Origin of the sequence: Tenacibaculum sp. E3R01 (assembly GCF_003318185.1) — a bacterium.
GTDB classification, from domain to species: Bacteria; Bacteroidota; Bacteroidia; order Flavobacteriales; family Flavobacteriaceae; genus Polaribacter; species Polaribacter halocynthiae.
Window position 1 is genome coordinate 59,197 of sequence record NZ_QOCC01000030.1, and the last position, 24,000, is coordinate 83,196.

The window sequence follows — 24,000 nt, forward strand, 5'->3', positions numbered from 1 at the left end:
TATTTTTAATCTATGAATACAGTTAAGGACTTATATAAATTATATACTAAAAATTTTTTAGTAGATACAGATACAAGATCAATTAGAAAGGGAACCATTTTTTTTGCTTTAAAAGGAGATAATTTCAATGGGAATAAATTTGCTGAAGAAGCTTTAAGTAAAGGAGCTGATTATGCAGTAGTAGATGAAAAGCAATACCAAACTGATGATTCTATAATTTTAGTTAATAACGTTTTAGAATCATTGCAAGAATTAGCGAGATTTCATAGAGAACAATTAAAGATATCTATTATAGGATTAACAGGAAGTAACGGTAAAACAACAACTAAAGAATTAATTACTGCTGTACTTAATGAGAAATACAATGTTACAGCAACTAAAGGTAATTTAAACAATCATATTGGTGTTCCCTTAACATTACTCTCAATGAATTTAAATACTGAGATAGGTGTTGTTGAAATGGGAGCAAACAATCATAATGAGATTGCTTCTTTATCTGAAATTTCAAGACCAGATTATGGTTATATTACAAATTTTGGAAAAGCTCATTTAGAAGGTTTTGGTTCTATTGATGGTGTTGTTAAAGCTAAATCAGAGTTGTATGACTTTTTAAAAGTAAATAATAAGATAGCTATTGTTAACCCAAATGATGAAAAACAACTGGATAAAACAACCAATATAAAAAGAGTCTTATTTAATAGTTCAATTAATTTTTTGAAAGCATCCCCTTTTGTTGAGTTAGAGTTTAATGATATATTTATTAAAAGTAATTTAATTGGAAAGTATAATTTCTCAAATATTTCAGCAGCAATTACTATTGGTGAACTTTTAGGGGTTTCTAGTTTAAATATAAAAAAGGCGTTAGAAAATTATATACCTTCAAATAACAGATCTCAAATCATTAATAAAAAAGGGTTTAAAATTATATTAGATGCATATAATGCAAACCCTACTAGTATGGAATATGCTTTGGACAGTTTTAATGAATTAGTAGGAAGTGAAAAATTAGTTATTCTAGGAGATATGTTTGAACTTGGAGACGGTGCCTTAAAGGAGCATCAGTTAATTGCCAATAAAGCTGAGGGGTTTAGTTTTGCAAAAACAATTTTAGTAGGAGAAAACTTCTTTGATGTAACTACAAATTTAGATAGGTTTAAAACTTTTTTAGAGTTAAAAGAGTTCATTAAAAGTGAAACAATAAGCGAGGGTACCATTATTTTTATAAAAGGATCTAGAGGGATGGCATTAGAAAGAATAGTTGATTTTCTCTAATAATTTTCCTTATGATAGTCAATTAAGCCATCTATTGGTCTTTGAATAACGTTTTTAATTAGCATGCTGTTTTTTAAAGCTATTTCGTGTAATATATCTTGGAAAAAATAAGCAATTGACCCAATAAAAAACAAAGGAACTGAAACAGGTTTGTTATATGGTTTTATATGTAAATGAAAGAACTTCTTAAATCCCTTCCTAACAAGTTTTCTCACATATTTTTCATTTTTATTTTCTATTAAAAACTTAGCAAAAGTTGCTAAATACATGTTTGGGTTTTCTTTCTTGTATAAGTTAAGTTTTATGTCGTCAGGATTTAAATTAAAATCGCTATTAAATTGAAAAGTTATTTTTTCAGGCATTTTTTTATAAAAGAAATCTTTAAGTAATTTTTTTCCAAAATAATTACCACTAGCTTCATCCATAATAGAATATCCAAGAGAAGGAGAGGAGTATTCAGTTGTTAATCCATTAAAATAACAACTGTTAGAACCAGTTCCTAAAATAGAAACAATAGCTTCTTGTTTTCCAGCAGAAGCATATACAGCACCTAAAATATCTTCATCAACTGTTATGGTAGCTTTGCTAAAAATTGAATTTAAAACTTCAATTAAATTTTTTTTTGGAGTTTCTGTTCCACAACCAGCTCCATAAAAATAAATACGCTTAATGTCGTTTGCATGAATATTTAATTTTTCAGAATTAATTATTCTAGAATATATTTCGTTTGCTGATACAACATTTGGGTTTAATCCTTGAGTTTGAGCTCTAAAAAGTTCATTTTTATTTTCATTTATACATGCCCAATCAACTTTTGTTGAACCACCATCAGCAATTAGAATCATATTTAATGTTTTTTCAAATATAAATGAACGATATATTTTGAACAAAAATTTGTTATACTGTTTGATTTTAATAATTAGATAAAATAATGTAGTAAATTAGCACTTCAAATTTTGTTGTTTTATGTTTTTTTTGAAAAAAAAAGAAATTCCTTTGAATGAAGTTTTTAATGATGATTTTGTTGATATACATTCTCATTTACTTCCAGGAATTGATGATGGTGCTAAAAATTTAGATAATTCTTTAGAGCTAATAAATACAATGTATTCGTATGGAATAAAAAACTTTGTTACAACACCTCATGTTTTAGGTGATGTTTATCCAAATTCTTCAGCGTTAATTTTAGAAAAAACAGAAATTGTAAAAAAAGAATTATTAGCTAGAGGTTTCAATGATATTAGTTTTAGATCTGCTGCAGAATATATGATGGATGAGCAATTTGTAGAACGATTAAAGAAGAAAGATATTCTAACTCTTAAGGATAATTTTATATTGGTTGAAATGTCATATTTTAATGCTCCTTATAATTTGTTTGATATATTATTTGAGATTCAATTACAAGGTTATAAACCTGTTTTAGCACATCCTGAACGTTATAATTTTTATCACAATGATTTTCAAAAGTATTATCAGCTTAAAAAATCTGGATGTGTATTTCAATTAAATTTACTTTCTTTAACGGAGCAATATGGAAAAGGTGTTCAAAAAATAACTCAAAAATTATTAAAAGAAAACTTATATGATTATGTAGGTACAGATACACATCATTTCAATCATTTAAAGCTTTTGACAAAAATAGGAGATAAAAAAACAATAAAACAAGTTGAGAACCTAATTAAAAACAACTCGTTTTTTAATTAAAAAAGGAAGTCTTTTAAGACTTCCTTTTTTAGTTTTAGCTAAATATTTTTTTATACCAAGGTAAATCGTCATCATCTGCGATACCGTAACCATAGCCATATCCGTAGCCATATCCGTAACCATATCCCCTTTTTAAATCTGTATCATTTAAAACGATAGCTAAATTTGGTAATTTCTTGTCAGTATATAGTGTTTGTGGCACAACTAACATTCTTTTATCTAAGTAGTTTGCTCTGGTAACATACAATACCATATCAGCATTTTTAGAAATAAGTAATGTATCAGTAACTAAATTAACTGGAGCTGTATCTATAATAAGATAATCATACTGTTTTCTTAATTCTTCAAATAATTTATTGATTCTGTCTGTCATCAATAATTCAGCAGGGTTAGGAGGTATAGCTCCTGATGCTATTATATCAAGTTTTGGTATTTCAGGAATAGAAAACTTTAAAGAATCTAATGTTACACTTTCATTAGTAATGAAATTAGTAATCCCTTTACGATCAGGTATTTCTAAATACTCTGTAATCTTTGGAGCTCTTAAATCCATCCCAACTAAAACAACCCTCTTACCAGAAAGAGAAAGAGAAGCTGCTAAGTTTATCGATGTAAATGATTTTCCTTCACCACTTGTAGTAGACGTGACAAAAATTGTTTTACCTACATCGTCTTTTGACTCAGGTAACATGAAGTCAAGATTTGTTCTTATTAATCTAAAGGCCTCAGCTGTACTAGATCTTGCACTAGAATTAATTACAATTTTCTCTTTAGTATTTGAATGCGGCACATCACCTAAAAACGGAATAGAAGTAAGTTCTTCAATATCCTTTTTAGTATGAACTTTAGTGTCTAATAAATCTCTTAAATAAATAAAGATAAAAGGAATAATTAAACCTAAAAGTAAAGCTGCAAGATAAATAATTTTTCTCTTAGGACTTACAGGTATATTTGAGCCATAAGCTTTATCTATTATTTTGGCATTTGGCACAGCTGTTGCTGTTAATGAAATAGCTGTTTCTTCTTTTTTCTTTAATAAATAAGAATATAGGCCAGCTATAATTTCTTGTTGACGAGCAATATCTAAAAATTCTCTTTCTTTTGAAGGGATAGATGATATTTTTGAATTATTTCTAGTTGCCTCTTTAGTTAAATTCTTAAGATTAATTTCTAATAGTTTTTCTCTATTAGAAATACTTCTTTTTAAAGATTTTTTTAGGTCGTTTAAGTTATCTTGTATTTCAATAATGACAGTGTTTTTTTTACCAGCACTTTTAATTAATCTTTTTTTCTGTATAATTAATTTATTATATTCTGAAATTGAATTGGCTATATTTGGGTCGTCCAATCCTAAATTAGAAGGTAATAAATCTTCTTTGGAGGTAATTTCATTGTTTAAAGCTTTAACTAAATTGAGACGTGTTTTAGCTTGAATTAATTTTTCTCTATTTAAAGTATTAGTTTGAAGTATTAATTGTGCTTCAGATTGAATATCTGTAATTTTATTTAAGTTTTTAAATTTTTTTACGTTATCATCTAATTTTGCTAATTCCTTACCAATACTTTCAAGCCGTTCGGTTATAAAAGCGCTAGTTTTTTCTGAAACTAATTGTTTATCTTTTATAGCGTCTTTGTTATATTGTAAAATTAACTCATCTAGTATATCCTCCGCTTTTTCTTTAATAGCTAGTTGTAAAGAAAGTTTTAATACACTAGATTTCTTACTTAGTGGAGTTACAAGGATAGTATTTCTATAACTGTCAATCACTTTATTTATTTGTCGGATAGATATTTTTATAGTTTTATTAATATCATCATTATTAAAATACTTTGTTTTATTAATAATTAAATTTTTCAACTTAGAATTTACTACTCTTACACCAAATGTTTCTGTGGAGATTTCATTATTATTTTGATCAAATAATATATATTTATTTTTTGATGTAACTTTAACTGAAAAGATAGAATCTACACCTTTATTAGTATTATCTATTTTTAAAATAAGTGGAGTGTTATTATATATCTCTGACTCTTTTATTCTCCCCTCAGTAAAATAAGTGAAATTTAAATTTAATTTTTTTATGACATCTGAAATTAATTTCCTTGATCTTATAATTTCTATTTCATTATCAATATTATTACTAGTTCCACCAACTATACCCAAATCACCAAAAGCGGCAAGCTCTTCAGATAAACCTCCTTTTTTATCATTTTTAATTAAAATAGTCGTTGATGCACTATATTTTGGAGTAGAATACCTTAAATATAAGTAAGCTGTAACGAAAGTTAAGAAAATACCTACTGCGAACCATTTCCAATGAATTAGATATTTTTCTATTTCTGCCCTTATATTTAAAGTATCGTTGTCTTGAAACTGACGGTTATAATGTTCTTTATCCATAATATATTTTATCTAGTTAAAATAGAAATTAAAGAAATAAGTACTGAGCCTATTGAAATAAATAAACCTGTATTTTGATTGTAGGATGCGGATTGGGATCTAGCTTTATTTGGTTGAACATAGACAACATCGTTTTGTTGTAAATAATATACAGGGGAAGTGAATAGTTTATTAGATCTTAGATCTACTTGATAAGTGTTTATTTTATTTCCTTCTTCTCTTTTAACTTGAATATTTCTTATTCCAGAAATACTTAAATCACCACCTAAACCAACAGCTTCTAATATAGTTATTCTTTCATTTGGAATATTGTATTTACCGGGATTGTTTACATCACCTAAAATTGTTATTTTAAAATTTGATATTCTAATATTTATTGTAGGATTTTTTACATAATCTGGATCTAATTTTTCTTTCAATAAAGTTATAACTTCTGACCTTTTTAAACCAGCTATTTTTAATTTACCTATTAAAGGGAAGCTAATATATCCTTGGTTGTCTATTAGGTATTCTTGCTGTTTAGGAGTTCCCATTATACTATTAGTCGTAGTAGCATAAGTTACAGCTGGGAGATTAAAAGGTTTTACAGCTTCAATATCTAAAGCAGAAATAGTTATTTGTAGTAAGTCGTCAGGTTTGAAAACTGTTTTATAACTGTTAGAAACCTTTGCTTGCTCTACTTGATCATTTTGGAAATATACAATGTCTTTTTTAGAGACACACGACGAAAGAATTGTAACAAATAAAATTAAAACAATTTTTTTTACTTTTTGCATTTGTTGAAAATTTTTTGCGAAAGTACTAATTTAATTTTTGATAGTTGAATCTAATTTCTCATAAATCGAATTTTTTGAGATGTATTCAGGAACAATATCTTTTATAAATTGTACAGTCTTTTGATTATTATGATCACCATTTGAGATACATAATTCTATAATTTTTTGTCTTATAAAAGTGTAATCAATTTCTTGATTTTTTGCAATCATGATTTTTTCATGATAAGTAGGAGACGTGTTTTCCCCATTTGCAAGTAATTCTTCATAAAGTTTTTCTCCTGGACGTAAACCAGCTATTTTTATATCTATATCATCAGGGAAACGTAATCCTGATAAATGAATCATTCGTTTTGCAATGTCATATATTTTTACAGATTTACCCATGTCAAAAATATAAATTTCACCTCCGTTACCCATAGTTCCTGCCTCAAGTACTAAGCAGCAAGCTTCTGGAATAGTCATAAAATAACGAGTAATATCTTTATGTGTAACAGTTAGAGGCCCACCGTTTTCAATTTGCTTTTTAAATAAAGGAATAACAGAACCGTTTGAACCCAGAACATTACCAAAACGTGTGGTAGTGAATTTTGTTGTGTGGTTAGTTAAATTACTTAAACAGCTAATATACATTTCAGCAACACGTTTTGTTGCTCCCATTACATTTGTAGGATTAACAGCTTTATCGGTAGATACCATTACAAAGCGTTCTATATTATGCTTTACAGATAAATCTGCTATGTTTTTTGTTCCACCAATATTAATCTTTACAGCCTCATACGGACTCATTTCCATTAAAGGAACATGTTTATAAGCAGCAGCATGGAATACTTTATTGGGTTTGTAAGTTTCAAATATATCAGACATTCGTATTTGATCTTTTACATCAGCAACAATTGCAGTAAAATTCTCTTTGTTTTTTTGTATTAGTTCTTGCTGAAGATCATAAAGAGCAGATTCCGCTTGATCAACTAAAATAAGATGTTTATAATTATTATAGGTGCTAAGTTGTCTTGATATTTCTGATCCAATTGAACCAGCGGCACCAGTTACCAATATTACTTTATTGTTTACATCTCTCTTAACAATAGGGTTGTCTATTGAAATAGGTTTTCTGTCTAGAAGATCTTCAATCTTTACTTGTTTAATTTGATTAGCCTCTAAATCACCATCGATCCATTTTGATAAAGGAGGTACTATTTTTACTTTAACACCTAATTGAAGTAACTTATCAGTTAAATAAAGTAGTTTTTCTGACTTTATATTTTGAATAGAAATAATAATCTCATCAATTTCTTGTTTTTTGATGAATTGACTATCTATTTTTTTCTTTTCATAGATTTTTATTCTGTTTATTTTTTTTCCAAGTTTTTTTCGATCATCATCTATAAATCCAACAACTTGGTATTTGTTTTTAGTATCTCTATTTAATGCACCGTAAGTTATTAATCCTGAGTCACCAGCACCATATATCAAAACGTTAGTAATATCGTCCAATTCTGAAGAGATAATTTCAAAAAAAGCTTTAAAAACATATCTACTAACTATTAAAATTAAAATAGATATTAAATAATGAATAATTACAATAGACTTAGGAATTGTAAAATTTGGAACTATTTTAAAAGTATTATTTATTAAGACAGTGCTAATAGTAATCATTGAGAGTAAAGTAACACCAACAAAAACATTAAAGGCATCTCTTGTTCCAGTATGTCTAATGATGCCTCTATATGATCCTACTGTCAGAAAACTTATAAGAGCTATAAAAGCAATGAAAGGAAGTTGAGTATATAAACTATCTAGATCAAAATTTAGACTGGCATTAAAACGAACACTATACGCTAATATAAATGATATGCATATTAGAATAATGTCAATCGTTAAAACAATCCACTTAGAAGCGTATTTATCTATAATTTTAAGGAATAAATTTTTAATCATTTATATATTGTAGAGATTTCTACGAAATTACAAATTAATATTAATACTTTTTCAGGGGAGTTTTAGATTTGTAAAGGGTGATGGCTAGATCTTTTTCATTTGCTGTTTCATCATTTGCATTTGTTCTTTTAACATTCCATGTTTGTCTAATTTTTTAGCTTCAGCCATCAAATTCGTAGCTTCACGTTTGCGTCTTTTAGTCATGGCTATACCAGCTAATTGCAATTTAGCCATAGCTAAATCATGATCCATTGCTAAACCTAATTTAACGGCTTTTTTTAAGAATTTCTCAGCTTGTGTAATATTAGTTTGAGAAAGCATAATACCGTGAAGATAGTTATAATATCCTTCCTGCTTTTGAATTAATGCAGATGAAGGGTTTTTAATATAAGTTAACCACTTTTTAGCGCCTTCAAAATTTTGTTTACGTAATTGTAAAAAAGCTAATAAAATAAATTCGTTTTTAAAATAGAATAAAATAAAAATACCCGCTAATAGTAGTATAGAAATTCCATTCATAATATGTCCTTGAGTAAACTCATATACAGACCATATTGTTATTAAAGCAGCTAAAACTAATTTGATATTTTTATTAAACATAATTGAATATAATTCTTTTTTAATGATGAGCAAAAGTACATTTTTTATGAAAATGTTTTTACTTCTTGTAAAATTTTTGATTTTTAAACCATGCAATAACTCCTAATAAAGAAACAAAAGCTATAGATAAATATACTGATGTTGGTGTAATTACCTTATCTCCACTAGCATATGAGTGTAGTCCAGAAAGATAGAAATTCACACCCATATAGGTCATCATAACTGAGTAAAATGCAATAACAGACCATAAATTAAAGGTAAATCTTCCACGTAAACCAGGTATTAAACGCATATGTAATACAAAAGCATATACCATAATAGATATTAAAGCCCAAGTTTCTTTTGGGTCCCAGCCCCAATAACGTCCCCAACTTTCATTTGCCCACATACCGCCTAGGAAATTTCCAACAGTAAATAATATAAGACCAACAGTTATAGCCATTTCATTAATAATGGTTAACTCTTTTATGTGTAAATCCATTTTCTTTTTATTCTTTTTGTTAGTAAATACCATTAAGAATAAAGTAACAATACCTAAAATCATTCCTAGTCCAAATGGACCATAAGCTGAAACAATTATAGAAGTATGAACCAATAACCACCAAGAATTTAAGACTGGTTGTAAATTAGCAATTTCTGGATCTATCCAGTTTTGACCAGCAAACATTAAAATAACAGAAACTAAAAATGTACTAGCTCCAATAGTTAATGCAGATTTTCTACCCAACAATAAGCCAAATAACATGGTAGCAAAAGCAACAAATATTAAGCTTTCATATGCGTTACTCCAAGGTGCATTCCCGCTTATGTACCAACGCATACCTAAACCAACAACATGAAAAATAAATAGTAAAATTGCTAAACCAATCAATCCTTTTATTGTATAATTTAAAACTTTTGATTTATTATAGAAGATTTGTAAAATCACAAATAAAACTAGTAAAAGACCAACAAGAGCATAGTATCTTGATAGCTTTTGAAAAATATTAATATTATTATAAATAATCTCTAAATCTACTTTGTCTTCTGAAGGAATAACTTCTGCTCCATATTTTTTTTGAAACTTTTTAATTCCGTCTAAAATTTTATTGGTTTCTGTGTAGTTTCCAGATTTTTTTGAAGCTTGTAGAAGTTTTAAATAAACAGGCAAAGATTGACGTACAAAAACTGAATCAGTTCCCTTAAAACCGGCATGTAATGTTTCTGGTTGAGAAACCCATTTATTGTTTTCATCACCAGGAATTGGATAGATTTTTAAAATTCCACCACCAATTGCACTATACAGTAATCCAACCCTTCTATCAATTTTGATTAAATCAGTTTGGAATTTATTTTTAATTTTTGTTTTTTGAGATTCTTCTACAGCTGCTTTAATTTTATATTCTCCAGTTGCTGTAACAAAATCTGATAATCTTGCATATTTAGCATCTTCTGGTAAATCTAAAACTTCACGAATATCTTTATTAGCAGATTTAGCTAAGTAAATTACAGGTACTTCAAACCAAAACCTTGGGCTTTCAGCAATAGATAATAAAACTTGACTTGGAGTCATGCCTTTAAAGCTTTCAGTTTGTGCTACTTTTCTAATCAATTCAGAAGCAAAAGTATGTGCAGGCTTCATTCTTCCTCCAGCATCTTGTATAACTAATTTACTGAAAGATTTAGCATGTTTTTTATCAACTTTGTTTGCAGATAAAATACTATCTATTTGTTGATTAGAAAGTTTTTTATGTTGACTGTGTTGCTGAGCGTTTATTGTATTTGTTAAAAGGAAAACAAATACAATAAACATTGTAAGTTTTTTCTTTTGAACCTTTTTTAAAGAGTTCTTTAAATAATCAAAACGAGTATTCTTTGAAAATAAGGAAGCAAATAAACCAAAAAACAATAAAAAGTATCCGATATAAGAAACCCAAGTTCCCCAAAAATCATGATTTACAGATAAATGAGTTTGTTCTTTATCTCCTTCTATTTTATAACTTGATTGAAAAAGTTTATACCCTTTATAATCTAAAATATGATTCATAAAAATTCTAAAATCAAAAGTTTCTTTTGGCGTAATAACAGTTATCTCACTACCATAGGCAGCTGCACTTTCTGATCCTGGATATTTTTCTAGTTGAAAGTCGTTTAATTTAACTTTAAAAGGGGTTTGTAATTGTTTTGCACCATACCATGCTCTAAAATTTAAACCACCGATACTAAAGTTTTCTTGATTGTCGACATTGTATTGACCACCATAAAAATTCACTCTTTTTGTTTCTCCATTAACCGATACATCAAAAATAACTGTGTCATATTTTTTCGGATCTTTTTTCCCACTAACAGTTTTCATTTCTCCTTTTTCTGGAGATTTTGGAACTACGAACTGCATTCCATTAATTGTATGCAATGTTAGTAGTTGAAAATTTTGAGTACTATCTTTTACTATTTTACCACGTTTCTGATCAGCCATTCTTAACCAGTCACCATCGTTTTTTGAAGTTAGTTTTAAATTGTTATCTTCATAAAAAAAGTTAATAGAAGCGTTGTTGTTTGGAGCTTCAAAACCTACTAAAATATTATGTATGTTTTGTATAGTACCTCTCTTTATATAATGCTCATGTCTGCTACCACTTGAGCTTTCTACAAAAAATAAGTGTTCGGTTCCATTTTTATCTAAAACTAATTTACTTTCAGACCAAGGTATGTAATTAACCAAATTAAGTTCTATTTTATGTTCTTTTCCAGCTTTTTTAGGTTGAAAAGTTTCTGTAAAACTTGCTGAGTTTTTACCCCAAGCAGAAAGTAATAATTTATTTGCTGTTGTTTTTTGAAACTCATTATTATCAACAACTACATTTAAATAATTTGTTTCAGAGTAGAATGTATCGGTAGACTCACCTTCATCAATAATCATAATTCCTTCATAACTAATATAACGAGTAATGCCAGCACCGATTATAATAAATAAAAAGGCAACATGAAATAATAAAACAGACCATTTTTCCTTTTTATATAGACGATATCTAAAGATGTTTCCAAAAAAGTTAATAGCAAAAAAGATCATGATAACTTCGAACCACCAAGTGTTATATATAAGTGCTTTCGATGTTTGCGTTCCAAAATCATTTTCAACAAAAGTAGCAACTGCCATTGCTACGGCAAATACGAGAAATAACACAGCTGTTAAACGTGTAGAATAGAGGATATTTAAGATTTTCTTCATCTGTAAATCTGATAAGTGTAAAACTTAGCAAATTTACGTATTAATGATTGAACAACATTATGATTTGAATCATTTTTAAGAGAGAAGTTTTGTTAAAGTTTTTGATGAGTTATTTGCCTATTCTTTCTCCCATTTTAACAAATGTTTCTATATGATTTTTAGTGTTATTTATAATATCATTATCTATTTTTAGTTTGTTTTTATCAACTAATAAAACGATGGTAGAACCTCCAAAAGCAAAGTATCCCATTTCTTCTCCTTTTTGTATTTGCGTGTTAGGTTTGTAAGTATCTATAATACTTCCAACCATAGTTGCACCAACTGGAGCTACTACTATATTTCCTTTTTCTTTAGTTTTAAGAATACAGTACTCTCGTTTATTTTCACAAAAAACTTTCGTGAAATTTGAAGCTAAAGCATAAGGAGAAACAGAAAAGTAGTCGCCTTTTATTTTTGTCATTTTAGAAGGAGTTCCTTCATAAGGGAAATGATACCTGTGATAATCATTTGGAGCTAGTCGTAAAATAATTAAGGAAGAGTTTTTATATTCTTTAGCGAGTGTCTTATCTCCTAGAAATTCTTCTAAAGTAAATTTTCTACCTTTAATAAAAAAGTTATGTACGTCAGAAATATTTTCAAATGCTAACATTTTACCATCTCCAGGAGATATAAAATCACTTTCGATAGGTCTGGCGCTTTTTTTAAGTTTTCTGTAGAAAAAATCATTAAAAGAGGTGTAGTCTTCTATAGATTTTTCTGCTTCGTCCATGTTTATGTTTAACTCTTTTACAAAGCCTTTTATTTTGTTGATAGAGTTTGGTTTACTCATGAGTTTCCCGTACCAAGAAGATAAAAACTTTCGTTTTACTAAAGGTAGTAGAGCAATTTTACCAAAAGGATTATTGTATAATAGTTTTAAAAAACCTTCGCCAGGTGGAGTTTCAGTATGCGTTTCACCTGTTTTTCTATCAATAAATTGAATTTTCATTTGAAGAAAATTATTAAAACGGTATTTGACTTTGAAAAAGACATTTGCCGAAATTGTTAAAACACAAAGTTAGAAAACAAGACTAATAAAATACTATATATTTTGTTTTTACTTTTATTAAATATAAAAGGACAGCTTATTTTTAATTGTTAGCTTGATTTAAAAGTAAATCATATTTGATGTTGATATGTGTTTTTTCTAGCGCTAGATGATGGTTTCCAGTCGGGAGGCATAAATAAAATTTTTATTTTGTTTTTTATACTTGGAGTGGATCTTATGTCATGAAATAAATCTTTTAAAAGCCCAAATTGGCTGCTAAAAACGTTTTCTGTATTGATTGATTTACTCTCACTTTCAGTAATACCGTAAATTGGTTTAATGGTATCTAATTCTTCTTGATAGGTGTTGAATAGCCTATCCCATATTGAAAAAACATTTGAAAAGTTAGTGTCAAGGTAAATGGTGTTACTTGAATGATGAACCCTATGTAACATTGGAGTAATAAGTAGTTTATTTAGTAGTGGGGTTTTTCTAAATTTCGTTTCGTTTATATGGGTGAAAACACCGTATAATCGAGATATAACATCTACAGTTAATATCATATATGGATTTAAACCTATGATTGGTAGCCATACTAATATGTGAAAGTATTGAAAAAAATCAAAAAGAGAACCTCTAATAGCAACACTCATATTCATTTCTTTTGGGGTATGATGAACTCCGTGTATACACCAAAGAATTCTGACTTTATGTCCAGCATAATGGACTGCCCACCACAGGAAATCATAGGATAAAAAACATAATAACCATATATACCATTGGTTGCTAAGTGTCCAAAGGCTTATGTTTTCATAAAACCATATCATTATGTTTAGTTCTAAAGAAGCATAAAAGAGTAAGTAGGGTATTGTTCCAATCACTAGAGATAAAAAGCTAACAAGACTTTCTTTTTTTAGTTTTATTCTTTTTCCAATAAAAAGAAATGTTAGTTCAATTATTATTACAATAAATAATAAAGGTGTTGTGATTGAAGATATTTTTTCTAGCAAGGTTACGAAATTCGAATACATTACAAAATCAATTTTATTTTTAATGTAATTTTAGTGAAAGTAACCTAGAGAAAAAGACGTTTAGAGATAAAAAAAAGACGTTTTAAAATTGAAGAGATACTCATTTAAAAATAAGTAATAATATTTTAATAAGTAGCATGCTGATATAAAATCTAACAGCCCTATTTATTATGTAGTGCTAAATAAATAGGGCTATTAGTGTATTTTTTATTCTTCTATACTGTCAATAAGTATGGTAAGCATATCTATAGCAGCTTGAGCAATTTTGGTTCCAGGGCCAAAAACACCTACGGCTCCAGCTTCAAATAAAAACTCATAATCTTGTGCGGGAATTACACCGCCTACAATAACCATAATATCTTCACGACCGTATTTTTTTAATTCTGCAATTACTTGTGGAACTAGTGTTTTGTGACCAGCGGCTAATGAAGAAATTCCTAAAATATGTACATCATTTTCAATAGCTTGTTTAGTGGCTTCTATTGGTGTTTGAAATAGTGGGCCTATATCTACATCAAAACCTAAATCGGCGTATCCTGTAGCAACAACTTTTGCGCCACGATCATGACCATCTTGACCTAATTTTGCTATCATAATTCTTGGTCTACGACCTTCTAATTCAGAAAAATTATCGGCTAATTCAATAGCTTTTTTAAATAATTTGTCATCCTTTATTTCTTTACTATACACGCCAGATATGGTTTTATGTACTGCTTTATGACGTCCGAAAACGCTTTCCATAGCATCAGATATTTCACCCAAAGTAGCTCTATTTCTTGCTGCTTTAACGGCTAGGTCTAATAGATTCCCAAGTCCATCTTTAGAGCATTGAGTTATGTTTTCTAGTGATTTTTTTACAGCTTCTTCGTTTCTGTTAGCTTTTAAGCTATTTAAGCGTTCTATTTGTGATTGTCTAACTGCTTCGTTGTCGACCTCTAATATGTGTAAAGGGTCTTCCTCTTCTAGTTGGTATTTGTTTACTCCTACGATTACATCTTGATTGCTGTCAATTTTTGCTTGTTTTTTAGCAGCAGCTTCTTCAATACGCATTTTAGGGATTCCTTTCTCAATTGCTTTGGTCATGCCTCCAAGTTCTTCAACTTCTTGCATGAGTTTCCATGCTTTATCAGCAATGTCTTCGGTAAGTTTTTCTACATGATAGCTTCCTGCCCAAGGATCAACGGTTTTTGTAATATTGGTTTCTTGTTGTAGGTATATTTGAGTGTTTCTGGCAATCCTAGCAGAAAAATCAGTTGGTAAAGCAATAGCTTCATCTAGTGCATTAGTGTGTAAGCTTTGTGTACCTCCAAAAGCTGCGGCCATTGCTTCAATAGTTGTTCTGGCAACATTGTTAAATGGGTCTTGTTCTGTTAAGCTCCAACCACTTGTTTGGCAGTGAGTTCTTAAAGCTAATGATTTTGGATTTTTAGGGTTGAATTGTTTTACAATTTTAGCCCATAGCATTCTACCAGCTCTCATTTTGGCTATTTCCATGAAATGATTCATTCCAATTGCCCAGAAAAAAGAAAGGCGTGGGGCAAAAGTGTCAATGTCCATACCTGCCTCTAATCCTTTTTTTATGTATTCTAATCCGTCAGCTAATGTATAAGCTAATTCAATATCAGGAGTAGCACCAGCTTCTTGCATGTGGTATCCTGAGATTGAAATTGAATTAAATTTAGGCATGTTGTCACTGGTATATTTAAATATATCAGCAATTATTTTCATAGAAGGAGTAGGTGGGTAGATGTAAGTATTTCGCACCATGAACTCTTTTAATATGTCATTTTGAATAGTTCCAGATAATAATTCAGGAGCAACACCTTGTTCTTCAGCAGCAACAATATAGAATGCGAGTATAGGTAAAACAGCTCCGTTCATGGTCATTGAAACAGACATTTTATCCAAAGGTATTTGGTTAAATAACACCTTCATGTCTTCAACTGAGTCAATTGCCACTCCAGCTTTTCCTACATCACCTTGTACGCGCTCATGATCAGAATCATAACCACGATGTGTTGCTAGATCAAAAGCAACAGATAATCCTTTTTGGCCTGCTGCTAAATTTCTTCTATAAAAAGCATTACTTTCTTCTGCTGTTGAGAAACCTGCATATTGACGAATAGTCCAGGGTCTTCGAACATACATGGTTGAATACGGTCCTCTAAGATTGGGTGCTATTCCTGCAACAAAACTTTCATGTTTGTAACTGTTAACTTCTGAAGTTTTATCTTGAGCTATTTTAATATTTGATATATCTTTTCTACTCATTTTCTAAACGTTCTTGTTCTAGTTTTTCAGCTAGTCTTTTTTGGATTATAGGCTGTATTAGTGTTTTTTTATTTCGCTTTTTTAAGAAAGGATCAATTTCAATATCGCTCTTCATTTTATCTTTTTCATTTTGAATTTTATTAGTACCTAATAAAACTAATAAACCATTATCAAATTGTTCTTGCTCTTTTATTGCAGATTCAGCTATTTTGCGCTGAATAGTTCCTTCTTGTAATTGTTTTAGAAATCCGCCACCATTTTCTATTTGTTTAAAGATGTCTAGTGCTTGTTGTGCTAATTGGTTTGTTAATGATTCTATGTAATAAGTTCCATTAGCAATATGTTGTGCGCTTTCTAATTCACATTCTTCTTTTAGTACTAATAATTGATTTCTTGATATTCGTTCACCAAATTCATTTGGTTTGTGGAATAGTTTATCATAAGATAAATTAGTAATAGTGTCAGCTCCTCCTAGTATAGCGCTCATGCATTCTGAAGTAGTTCGAAGCATGTTTACGTTATAATCGTATAAAGTTTTATTTCGCAAGCTAGGTTGTGAAAAAATATGTGCTGTTGTTTCTTTTACATCGTATTCTTTTAGAAGAGAGTTCCATAGTATTCTGAAAGCTCTTGTTTTTGCGATTTCAAAAAAATAATTACTTCCAATAGAAAAATTAAAATGAATTTTATGAGCAGCTTCTTTATCAAAGTGATTAAGGTATTCGTTAGCATGTGCTAAAGTGTAAGCAAGCTGTTGAGTGATTGTTGCTCCTGAATTTTGATAGATAGAAGTATTTACGCAAATTGAATTTGTAGCGTTTTTTATAATAGACTCAATTTCTGTATGGTCTTCATTTTGACTTTTGTACCAGTTTCCAGTGCTTGCTAAATTACCAATAATATCAATATTGAAATAGGAATTGTCAGAATTGATGAATTCTGATATGTCTGAAATTAGCTTTGAATTTAAGTGTTTAAATCTGAAATATAAAACAGTGTTTTGAAGATCTATATTAATTAGAAGAGTTTTGTAATCTAAATGATTATTTACTATGAATTCAATACTGTTGGCTCCTCTTTTTAAGTAATCATTAGCTAAAGAGTTTGCTTTTTTTTCGTCTTCTACAGTGATTGATTGGCAAATATTGAACTCTTTTTTGGGAAGATGTATGTTTTGTTGAGTTCTATCTTCTTTAGTGTAAAAGGGTTTTACGGTGATTCCTTCATTAGTTTTCCATAATAAAGTATCGTTATAGTCAGCGCCTTTTAAGTCTACCTGTATCTTAGTTTTCCAAGCTTGAGACGTTACCTCTTGAAATTCGTTAAATAAATAATTATCCATTATTTTTTTATAGTATCAAATTCAATAATATATAAATCTTCGTTTTCTTTTTTCATAAGATATTTTTCACGTGCATAGCGCTCAAGTTCTAAAGAATCTTTCAGTTTTTCTATTGTTTCTTTGTCTATTGCAATTTTTTGTTTGTGATAGTCAATCCATGTTTCGAGCTCTTTAATCTCTTCATTAAACTCTCTATGGGTAAGGTACGAATTTTCATCTAAAAAAAGCATCCATATTATAAAGACAGTCAAAATAAGAATATAAATATTCGTTATAATTTTAAATGGAGATTTATTTTTTAGTGATTTTAAATTCATAGTTATAGGCGATCGTTTATTACAGTTCTAACAATATCTATAGCTACTTTATTGTGGCCACCACCAGGTATAATAATGTCAGCAAAATTTTTAGTTGGTTCAATAAATTGCTGATGCATTGGTTTTAGTGTGTGTTGGTATCTACTTAAAACTTCATCAATGTCTCTACCACGTTCTTTAATATCTCTGCGAACTCTTCTTATAAGTCTCTCGTCTGCATCTGCATGTACAAAAACTTTTATATCGCATAAATCACGTAATTCTTTACTGTTGAAAATTAATATACCTTCTACTATTATAACCTTTCTAGGGTGTGTTTTGATAGAGTCTTTCGTTCTATTGTGTGCAACAAATGAATATATTGGTTGTTCAATAATTTGCTTATTTTTTAGTTGTTTTAGGTGTTCAACTAATAAGTCAAAGTCAATAGCTCGAGGATGGTCAAAGTTTATTTTTGTTCTTTCTTCGTAAGTAAGATTATCAGTTTTACAGTAATATGAGTCTTGAGAAATTACACAAACCTCATCTGCAGGAAGTTCATTAATTATTTGATTTACTACGGTTGTTTTTCCACTTCCAGTTCCACCAGCAATACCAATAACAAAAATGTTTTTCATTAGAAATTCTTAAGTAGTTTTATAGTTAGCAAATTTAGAAAAAATAGTGCATAAAAAAAGTGCTAACAAATTTGTTAGCACTTTTTATTTTTTTGAGCCGATGGAGGGACTCGAACCCACGACCTGCTGATTACAAATCAGCTGCTCTAGCCAGCTGAGCTACATCGGCTTTTGCTTTAAAGCGTGGCAAATATATAATGATTTTCGAAACTACAAAAACTTTTTTTTACTTTTTTTTAATGTGTTTTTTTAATCGTTTGAGAGTCTTTTTTTTAAGTGGTTTTTGGTAAGGAGAAAAGATACAGTTTAAGAACTTTTTGCATCATGTTTTTACATTTTTTACTATTCTTGTTTTTAACAATGATACTTATTTTTGTGTTGTTCTTTATTTCTATTGTTATTATTCCGTTAGGAAAATATATATTTAAACTGTTATGATTTTCTTCTTTAAAGAACAAATCAAACTCACCAACTATCCAGTTTTTAAATTTCTCATATAAAGAAAAAGAAATATTATCTGAAAATGACGTACTATAATAAGATTTCGAATAAATTAATTTCGAAAAATTTTTATTCTCTTGAATTGATTGATTAGTTGGTAGCATGATTGTTATACTTTAAAAAAAATATTCTTTTTAAAAAGAATGTAACTTAGTAAAAGATAAAAAGAAACAACGCTAAGAGCATATAGCAAAGAGGCTAACTCAGTAATTTGAATATGATGGTTGAATAAATTATTAAATAACCAAGAATGTATACTTTCATTATCATTTACTTTAATTAAATAAAATGTTTTGGCTATTACCATTGATAAAAAATAAATAGTTATGGCATTTTTACTAACATATATAAGCTTTTTACTTAGTGTAATGTTTTTTATATCATTAATATAATAAGTAATAGAAAGGGCAAATGAAGCCCAGCCTGCCGTAACTAAAACAAAGCTACCTGTCCAAATAGTTTTATTTATAGGGTACCAAATACTCCAAGTGTAGCCTAGAGTAAAAAGAATTATAGCATAAAAAAGTAATTGGTGTTCTTTTTTATAGCTGTTTTTGAAAGTAAGTATTTTACCAGCAACGATACCTAGCAAACAAGTTACAATTGACGGAATGGTGCTAAGTAGGCCTTCTGGATCAAAAGTACTTCTCCACATATGTTTTCCTAGAATTTTATAATCAGAATAGTTTGACCAATTGTTTAAGTTGTTATCAAAAGAAGGGAGTTCTCCATTGGGTAAATGTATAAAACCTGTAAATAAAAAATACCCTATTAATACAAAGATGATTACTGAGATAATACTTTTTATAGTTAGGTTTAGAAATAATATTGAAGAAACAAAAAAAACAATTCCTATTCTTTGCAGTACACCAGGTATTCTTATGGTTTGTAGTTCCTCAAAAAAAGGAAAATTTGGAGTAAAAATATTTATAAATAAACCTAATCCAACTAATTTTAAACTTCTAACAATTATTTTTTTATAAGTAGCTTTGTTAGCGTTCTTATTTTTATAGGCTAGTGCTATTGATATTCCTACGATAAATAAAAAAAAGGGAAAGATTAAATCAGTTGGAGTTAATCCATGCCATTTAGCATGAAGTAATGGAGGGTAAACAAAGCTCCAAGTACCTGGGTTGTTAACTAGAATCATTGCAATTATAGTTAGCCCTCTAAGTGTATCAACTGATTGTAATCGTTTCACAGAGAATATATTGTTATAAAATAGTTGTGCTTATTTTTTTCCATACTCTTATAAGTAAATAGGCAAATACAATAGCGATTGTTGTAATAATAAGTGCTAAGGTATATTTACCATAAATCCAGTAACCAGTAGCGAACATACAGCTGTAAATAAATACAGTACCTAAAAGCATGGCTAATATTCCGTTAGGAACGCTCCATTTTTCATTTGAATTAATAAGGTTGATGTTTTCGTTTTGAGCTTTGTTTGTAATATGTTTCCAACCTTTTCCCCCAGGTTGTATTTTTTTATAAAAATTATATAAAACTTTATCTTTTTCAGGAGAGGTTAAAAAGGTTGTTATTACCCATACTAAAGTTGTTATAAGTACAATAAACGGGAATTTAAACCAGCTAGGAAACACCCCTGTTTCTGAATTAAAAAGAACCTCGCCAAATGAAGTGAAATTTAATAGTATTGAAATTATACCAGAAGAAAACATTGCAGCAATTTCACTCCAGGCATTAATACGCCACCAAAACCAACGTAAAATAAATATAAGCCCTGTACCAGCTCCAAACATTAAAATAACTTCGAATAACTGTAGGGCATTTGTTAATAATAATGCGAATAAAGCACTAAATAACATTAAAACAACTGTTGAAACTCGACCTACTAGAACTAGCTTTTTTTCCGAAGCATTTGGATTAATTTGTTGTTTGTAAAAATCATTTACTATATAAGACGCTCCCCAGTTTAAATGAGTTGAAATAGTACTCATATATGCTGCTACCAAAGAAGCTAAAACAATACCTAATAAACCACTAGGTAGTTTTGTTAGCATGGCAGAATATGCTAAATCATGCCCTAACTTATTGTCAGCTACATTAGGAAAAGCTTCTTTTATACTAGCTAAATCAGGGTATAAAACTAAAGAAGCTAAAGCAACTAAGATCCATGGCCATGGGCGTAAAGCGTAATGCATAATATTAAAAAAGAATGTAGCACCTATAGCATGATTTTCGTTTTTTGCGGCAAGCATTCGTTGAGCAATATAACCACCACCACCAGGTTCAGCACCTGGGTACCAGGCACTCCACCATTGAACAGCAAAAGGTATTACTAATAAGGTAATAACAGCTTCAGTATTACTAAAGTCAGGTAGTATTGATAGTTTGTTTATAACGTTTTCATGTGTAACTAAGTTTTTTAAACCTCCAATTTCTGGTAAGCTAACTAAATACCAAGCAGCACCAATTGCACCAATCATTGCAACAAAGAACAATAAGAAATCTGTATAAACGACACCTTTGAATCCTCCTATAGCACTGAAAATAACTGTAATTACTCCTGCGTATACAATGGTTTGCCAAGGTTCTAAGCCAAGCATTATTTGACCAATTTTTATAGCGGCAAGTGTTACTGCAGCCATAGCCATTATATTGAATATGACACCAAGATATACGGCACGTAGCTTTCTAAGAAATTTTGCAGGTTTTCCACCATAACGCAGTTCATAAAATTCAATGTCTGTATTTACATTTGATTTTCGCCAAAGTTTAGCGTAAACAAATACTGTTAGTAAACCTGTTATTAGAAAAGCCCACCAAACCCAATTTCCAGAGACTCCGTTTTTTCTAACTATATCTGTAACTAAGTTAGGTGTATCAGTTGAAAATGTTGTTGCTACCATTGATAATCCTAATAACCACCAAGGCATGTTTCTTCCAGATAAAAAAAACTCTTCTGAATTTTTACCAGATTTTTTAGATACATATATACCTATTGCCAATACAATAGTGAAAAATAATATGATTATAGTGTAATCAAGAGAGCTTAAGTTAATCATTAATTAGTTTTTAAAAGTTGAAATCTAATGAAATTGAAAGGTTTATGGTAAATTAATTCTACCAACAACTATGTTTTTTTGATAAACAAAATAAAAACAAAGACAAAAAGCCTTTATTTTCATTAATTAATTATTGTTTAAAATAATTTGTTTTGTATTGTTTATGTATTTTCTACCTATAGGTATTCTTTTATTGTTTATATCTACTGAATTTCCTTCAACAGAATTTACTTTGTCAATAGCAATTGTATATGATCTATGAATACGTAAAAAGTTATTGCTTGGTAGTTCTTCTGTTATACTTGTTAATGATTTATGTACGATGTAGTTTCCATCAGTAGTACAAACTTTTATGTAGTCTTTTAAACTTTCTATGTACAAGAGGTTGTCATATTTTACCTTAACTAGTTTTTTGTCTACCTTTAAAAAAATATAAGAATCTTCATTTGTATGAATATTTTTCACATTTTGATTTAAATGTAGTTGTTGAGTAAGTTTATTAATCGATTTTAAAAATCGTGGAAAAGGTATAGGTTTTACTAAGTAATCAAGAACATCTAGATCGTAACTTTCTGCAGCAAATTCTCGATAAGCAGTTGTAATGATTACATGTGGTTTTACAGGGATATTTTTTAAGAATTCTAACCCGTTCATTTTTGGCATATTAATATCTAAAAACAAAACATCTATAGGGTCTTTCTCAAGAGTGTTTATTGCTTCTAAAGGGTTATTAAATGTATCTACAATATTTATGTTTTGAAATTCTTGTAGGTGGTTTTTTATAACATTAATAGCTAAAGGTTCGTCATCTATAATAACACAATTAATTTTCACTTTATTGTTTTTTGGTTAGAGGAATCTCTAAATTAACAGAATATAAATTATTTTCTTGTGAAATATCAAGTTTATAATTTTTTTTGAATATTAAATCAAGCCTTCTTTTCGTATTTGTATTTCCAATCCCTCTTTTTTTCTTTTGATTTAAAGAAGGCTCGAAACTATTTTTAAGACTAAAAATTAAATTGTTTTCTTGAGTTATTTCGAAACTAATATAGATATAAAAATCATTATTATTTTTATTTCCATGTTTAAAACAGTTTTCTATGTATGATAAAAAAATTAAAGGAGGCACTTTTGCGTTGGCTATATTTCCTTTTATGTTTAAATCTACTGTTGAATTTTTATTGCAACGAAGTAATTCTAAATCTAAATAGTTTTGGATGTATTCAATTTCTTTTAAAAGCTTTACCTTGGGTTCTTTTACATCATAAATAACGTATTGCATTATATCAGATAGTTTTAATACGACTGTTGATGCTAAATCTGATTTTTCCAAAGTTAAAGCATACAGGTTGTTTAATGTGTTAAAGAAAAAATGTGGCTGTATTTGGGTTTTTAAAAAGTTTAATTCACTTTTTAAATGCTCTTTTTTTAAATTTTCTATTCTATTGCGTTGGTTTACCCAGTCTACTGTTAGTTTTATAGCTGTAGCTAAAGCTAAAACATATAGTTCTCCCAGTGTAACAGCTATAATATGATTAAAGGTAAAGGCCTCTTGGTATCCTTCAGATTCTGGCCATATGTTTTTAGTGACTAGGAAATAATTAAGAGCTGTTCTAGCAGTGTATAAAAAACTTAGTGATATAAATAATGATGTAATATATCTTTTATACTTTTTTTGTATTAGGTATTTTGGAATAAAAAAATACAAATTAGCATAAACAATAAATATATGTAGAGGGAATTCTATTAAGTTAGATTTTAATGAGTACCAATAATCATCAAAATAGCTTCCCCATCTAATAACGTTAAAAAGAAAATAGCCAGCCCAAAAAAGGATATGGTACTTTCTTTTTATGGTTCTATTTGAGTATTTATTTTTTCTAAAATTCAAAATTAAAGTAAATTGAGTGTGTAATTTATACCATTTTTTTGGGTGTACCAAACAAGACTTAACATCTAAAAT

General features: G+C 28.9%; 19 protein-coding genes and 1 tRNA gene. 2 read left to right on the forward strand and 18 right to left on the reverse strand.

The genetic code is table 11. The features are described 5' to 3' along the window. The first annotated feature begins 12 nt into the window (after window positions 1-12). On the forward strand, window positions 13-1,272 hold the full coding sequence (locus DS884_RS17655; protein ID WP_113787706.1) for a UDP-N-acetylmuramoyl-tripeptide--D-alanyl-D-alanine ligase: 1,260 nt from the start codon (window positions 13-15) through the stop codon (window positions 1,270-1,272). Here the strand turns inward: DS884_RS17655 and DS884_RS17660 are convergent. Beyond that, window positions 1,269-2,117 carry an N-acetylglucosamine kinase gene (locus DS884_RS17660; RefSeq protein ID WP_113787707.1) on the reverse strand — a complete coding sequence of 283 codons (849 nt, stop codon included), beginning with the start codon at window positions 2,115-2,117 and terminating at the stop codon, window positions 1,269-1,271. The two genes, DS884_RS17655 and DS884_RS17660, sit on opposite strands and share 4 nt — an antisense overlap. A 121-nt stretch (window positions 2,118-2,238) precedes the next feature. Between DS884_RS17660 and DS884_RS17665 the strand changes: the two genes are divergently transcribed. Further along, complete coding sequence (locus DS884_RS17665; RefSeq protein WP_113787708.1) at window positions 2,239-2,976, forward strand: tyrosine-protein phosphatase; 738 nt, start codon at window positions 2,239-2,241, stop codon at window positions 2,974-2,976. A gap of 34 nt (window positions 2,977-3,010) precedes the next feature. Here the strand turns inward: DS884_RS17665 and DS884_RS17670 are convergent, their stop codons facing one another. The 17 genes from DS884_RS17670 to DS884_RS17750 form a co-directional block, all read right to left on the reverse strand. Further along, complete coding sequence (locus tag DS884_RS17670; protein WP_113787709.1) at window positions 3,011-5,377, reverse strand: GumC family protein; 2,367 nt, start codon at window positions 5,375-5,377, stop codon at window positions 3,011-3,013. A gap of 8 nt (window positions 5,378-5,385) precedes the next feature. Further along, a complete protein-coding gene (locus DS884_RS17675) occupies window positions 5,386-6,153 on the reverse strand; it encodes a polysaccharide biosynthesis/export family protein (RefSeq protein WP_113787710.1) in 768 nt (255 codons plus the stop codon). A gap of 30 nt (window positions 6,154-6,183) precedes the next feature. After that, window positions 6,184-8,091, reverse strand: a complete 1,908-nt coding sequence (locus tag DS884_RS17680; RefSeq protein WP_113787711.1) for a polysaccharide biosynthesis protein — start codon at window positions 8,089-8,091, stop codon at window positions 6,184-6,186. An 84-nt stretch (window positions 8,092-8,175) separates the two neighbouring features. Beyond that, the gene (locus DS884_RS17685; protein ID WP_093869230.1) at window positions 8,176-8,691 is read right to left on the reverse strand and encodes a hypothetical protein; all 516 of its coding nucleotides are present in this window, start codon (window positions 8,689-8,691) and stop codon (window positions 8,176-8,178) included. 58 nt (window positions 8,692-8,749) lie between these two features. Beyond that, window positions 8,750-11,899, reverse strand: coding sequence for a cytochrome c biogenesis protein CcsA (gene ccsA / locus DS884_RS17690; protein ID WP_113787712.1), 3,150 nt, complete (start codon window positions 11,897-11,899; stop codon window positions 8,750-8,752). A 109-nt stretch (window positions 11,900-12,008) separates the two neighbouring features. Beyond that, on the reverse strand, window positions 12,009-12,887 hold the full coding sequence (locus DS884_RS17695; RefSeq protein ID WP_113787713.1) for a phosphatidylserine decarboxylase: 879 nt from the start codon (window positions 12,885-12,887) through the stop codon (window positions 12,009-12,011). A 170-nt stretch (window positions 12,888-13,057) separates the two neighbouring features. Next, window positions 13,058-13,957 carry a sterol desaturase family protein gene (locus DS884_RS17700; RefSeq protein ID WP_113787714.1) on the reverse strand — a complete coding sequence of 300 codons (900 nt, stop codon included), beginning with the start codon at window positions 13,955-13,957 and terminating at the stop codon, window positions 13,058-13,060. Between the two features lie 207 nt (window positions 13,958-14,164). Continuing rightward, on the reverse strand, window positions 14,165-16,228 hold the full coding sequence (gene scpA, locus DS884_RS17705; protein ID WP_093869149.1) for a methylmalonyl-CoA mutase: 2,064 nt from the start codon (window positions 16,226-16,228) through the stop codon (window positions 14,165-14,167). Next, the gene (locus DS884_RS17710; protein WP_113787715.1) at window positions 16,221-17,570 is read right to left on the reverse strand and encodes a methylmalonyl-CoA mutase subunit beta; all 1,350 of its coding nucleotides are present in this window, start codon (window positions 17,568-17,570) and stop codon (window positions 16,221-16,223) included. Before DS884_RS17710 ends, scpA begins: the two co-directional genes overlap by 8 nt. Next, window positions 17,570-17,887, reverse strand: a complete 318-nt coding sequence (locus DS884_RS17715; protein WP_093869148.1) for an FtsB family cell division protein — start codon at window positions 17,885-17,887, stop codon at window positions 17,570-17,572. The genes DS884_RS17710 and DS884_RS17715 overlap by 1 nt, the downstream gene beginning before the upstream one ends. 2 nt (window positions 17,888-17,889) lie before the next feature. Continuing rightward, window positions 17,890-18,495 (reverse strand): uridine kinase, encoded by a 606-nt coding sequence (udk, locus tag DS884_RS17720; protein ID WP_093869229.1) that lies wholly within the window; start codon window positions 18,493-18,495, stop codon window positions 17,890-17,892. Between the two features lie 104 nt (window positions 18,496-18,599). Beyond that, window positions 18,600-18,673, reverse strand: a tRNA-Thr gene (locus tag DS884_RS17725). A gap of 103 nt (window positions 18,674-18,776) precedes the next feature. After that, a complete protein-coding gene (locus DS884_RS17730; RefSeq protein ID WP_113787716.1) occupies window positions 18,777-19,109 on the reverse strand; it encodes a hypothetical protein in 333 nt (110 codons plus the stop codon). Window positions 19,110-19,114: 5 nt separating this feature from the next. Next, window positions 19,115-20,206, reverse strand: a complete 1,092-nt coding sequence (locus tag DS884_RS17735; protein ID WP_255414831.1) for an acyltransferase family protein — start codon at window positions 20,204-20,206, stop codon at window positions 19,115-19,117. A gap of 13 nt (window positions 20,207-20,219) precedes the next feature. Beyond that, window positions 20,220-22,034 carry a sodium:solute symporter family protein gene (locus tag DS884_RS17740; protein WP_113787718.1) on the reverse strand — a complete coding sequence of 605 codons (1,815 nt, stop codon included), beginning with the start codon at window positions 22,032-22,034 and terminating at the stop codon, window positions 20,220-20,222. 126 nt (window positions 22,035-22,160) lie between these two features. Beyond that, on the reverse strand, window positions 22,161-22,868 hold the full coding sequence (locus DS884_RS17745) for a LytR/AlgR family response regulator transcription factor (RefSeq protein WP_093869144.1): 708 nt from the start codon (window positions 22,866-22,868) through the stop codon (window positions 22,161-22,163). Between the two features lies 1 nt (window position 22,869). Next, window positions 22,870-23,928, reverse strand: a complete 1,059-nt coding sequence (locus DS884_RS17750) for a sensor histidine kinase (protein ID WP_233487186.1) — start codon at window positions 23,926-23,928, stop codon at window positions 22,870-22,872. Between the last annotated feature and the right edge of the window lie 72 nt (window positions 23,929-24,000).

Bases quoted from the DNA above. Each gene is read 5' to 3' on its own strand.
- DS884_RS17660 (WP_113787707.1), bottom strand. From the start codon at position 2,117: ATGATTCTAATTGCTGATGGTGGTTCAACAAAAGTTGATTGGGCATGT.
- DS884_RS17730 (WP_113787716.1), bottom strand. From the start codon at position 19,109: ATGCTACCAACTAATCAATCAATTCAAGAGAATAAAAATTTTTCGAAA.
- ccsA (WP_113787712.1), bottom strand. From the start codon at position 11,899: ATGAAGAAAATCTTAAATATCCTCTATTCTACACGTTTAACAGCTGTG.
- DS884_RS17665 (WP_113787708.1), top strand. From the start codon at position 2,239: ATGTTTTTTTTGAAAAAAAAAGAAATTCCTTTGAATGAAGTTTTTAAT.
- DS884_RS17670 (WP_113787709.1), bottom strand. From the start codon at position 5,377: ATGGATAAAGAACATTATAACCGTCAGTTTCAAGACAACGATACTTTA.
- DS884_RS17715 (WP_093869148.1), bottom strand. From the start codon at position 17,887: ATGAATTTAAAATCACTAAAAAATAAATCTCCATTTAAAATTATAACG.
- DS884_RS17655 (WP_113787706.1), top strand. From the start codon at position 13: ATGAATACAGTTAAGGACTTATATAAATTATATACTAAAAATTTTTTA.
- DS884_RS17675 (WP_113787710.1), bottom strand. From the start codon at position 6,153: ATGCAAAAAGTAAAAAAAATTGTTTTAATTTTATTTGTTACAATTCTT.
- DS884_RS17700 (WP_113787714.1), bottom strand. From the start codon at position 13,957: ATGTATTCGAATTTCGTAACCTTGCTAGAAAAAATATCTTCAATCACA.
- scpA (WP_093869149.1), bottom strand. From the start codon at position 16,228: ATGAGTAGAAAAGATATATCAAATATTAAAATAGCTCAAGATAAAACT.
- DS884_RS17680 (WP_113787711.1), bottom strand. From the start codon at position 8,091: ATGATTAAAAATTTATTCCTTAAAATTATAGATAAATACGCTTCTAAG.
- DS884_RS17695 (WP_113787713.1), bottom strand. From the start codon at position 12,887: ATGAAAATTCAATTTATTGATAGAAAAACAGGTGAAACGCATACTGAA.
- DS884_RS17685 (WP_093869230.1), bottom strand. From the start codon at position 8,691: ATGTTTAATAAAAATATCAAATTAGTTTTAGCTGCTTTAATAACAATA.
- DS884_RS17710 (WP_113787715.1), bottom strand. From the start codon at position 17,570: ATGGATAATTATTTATTTAACGAATTTCAAGAGGTAACGTCTCAAGCT.
- DS884_RS17740 (WP_113787718.1), bottom strand. From the start codon at position 22,034: ATGATTAACTTAAGCTCTCTTGATTACACTATAATCATATTATTTTTC.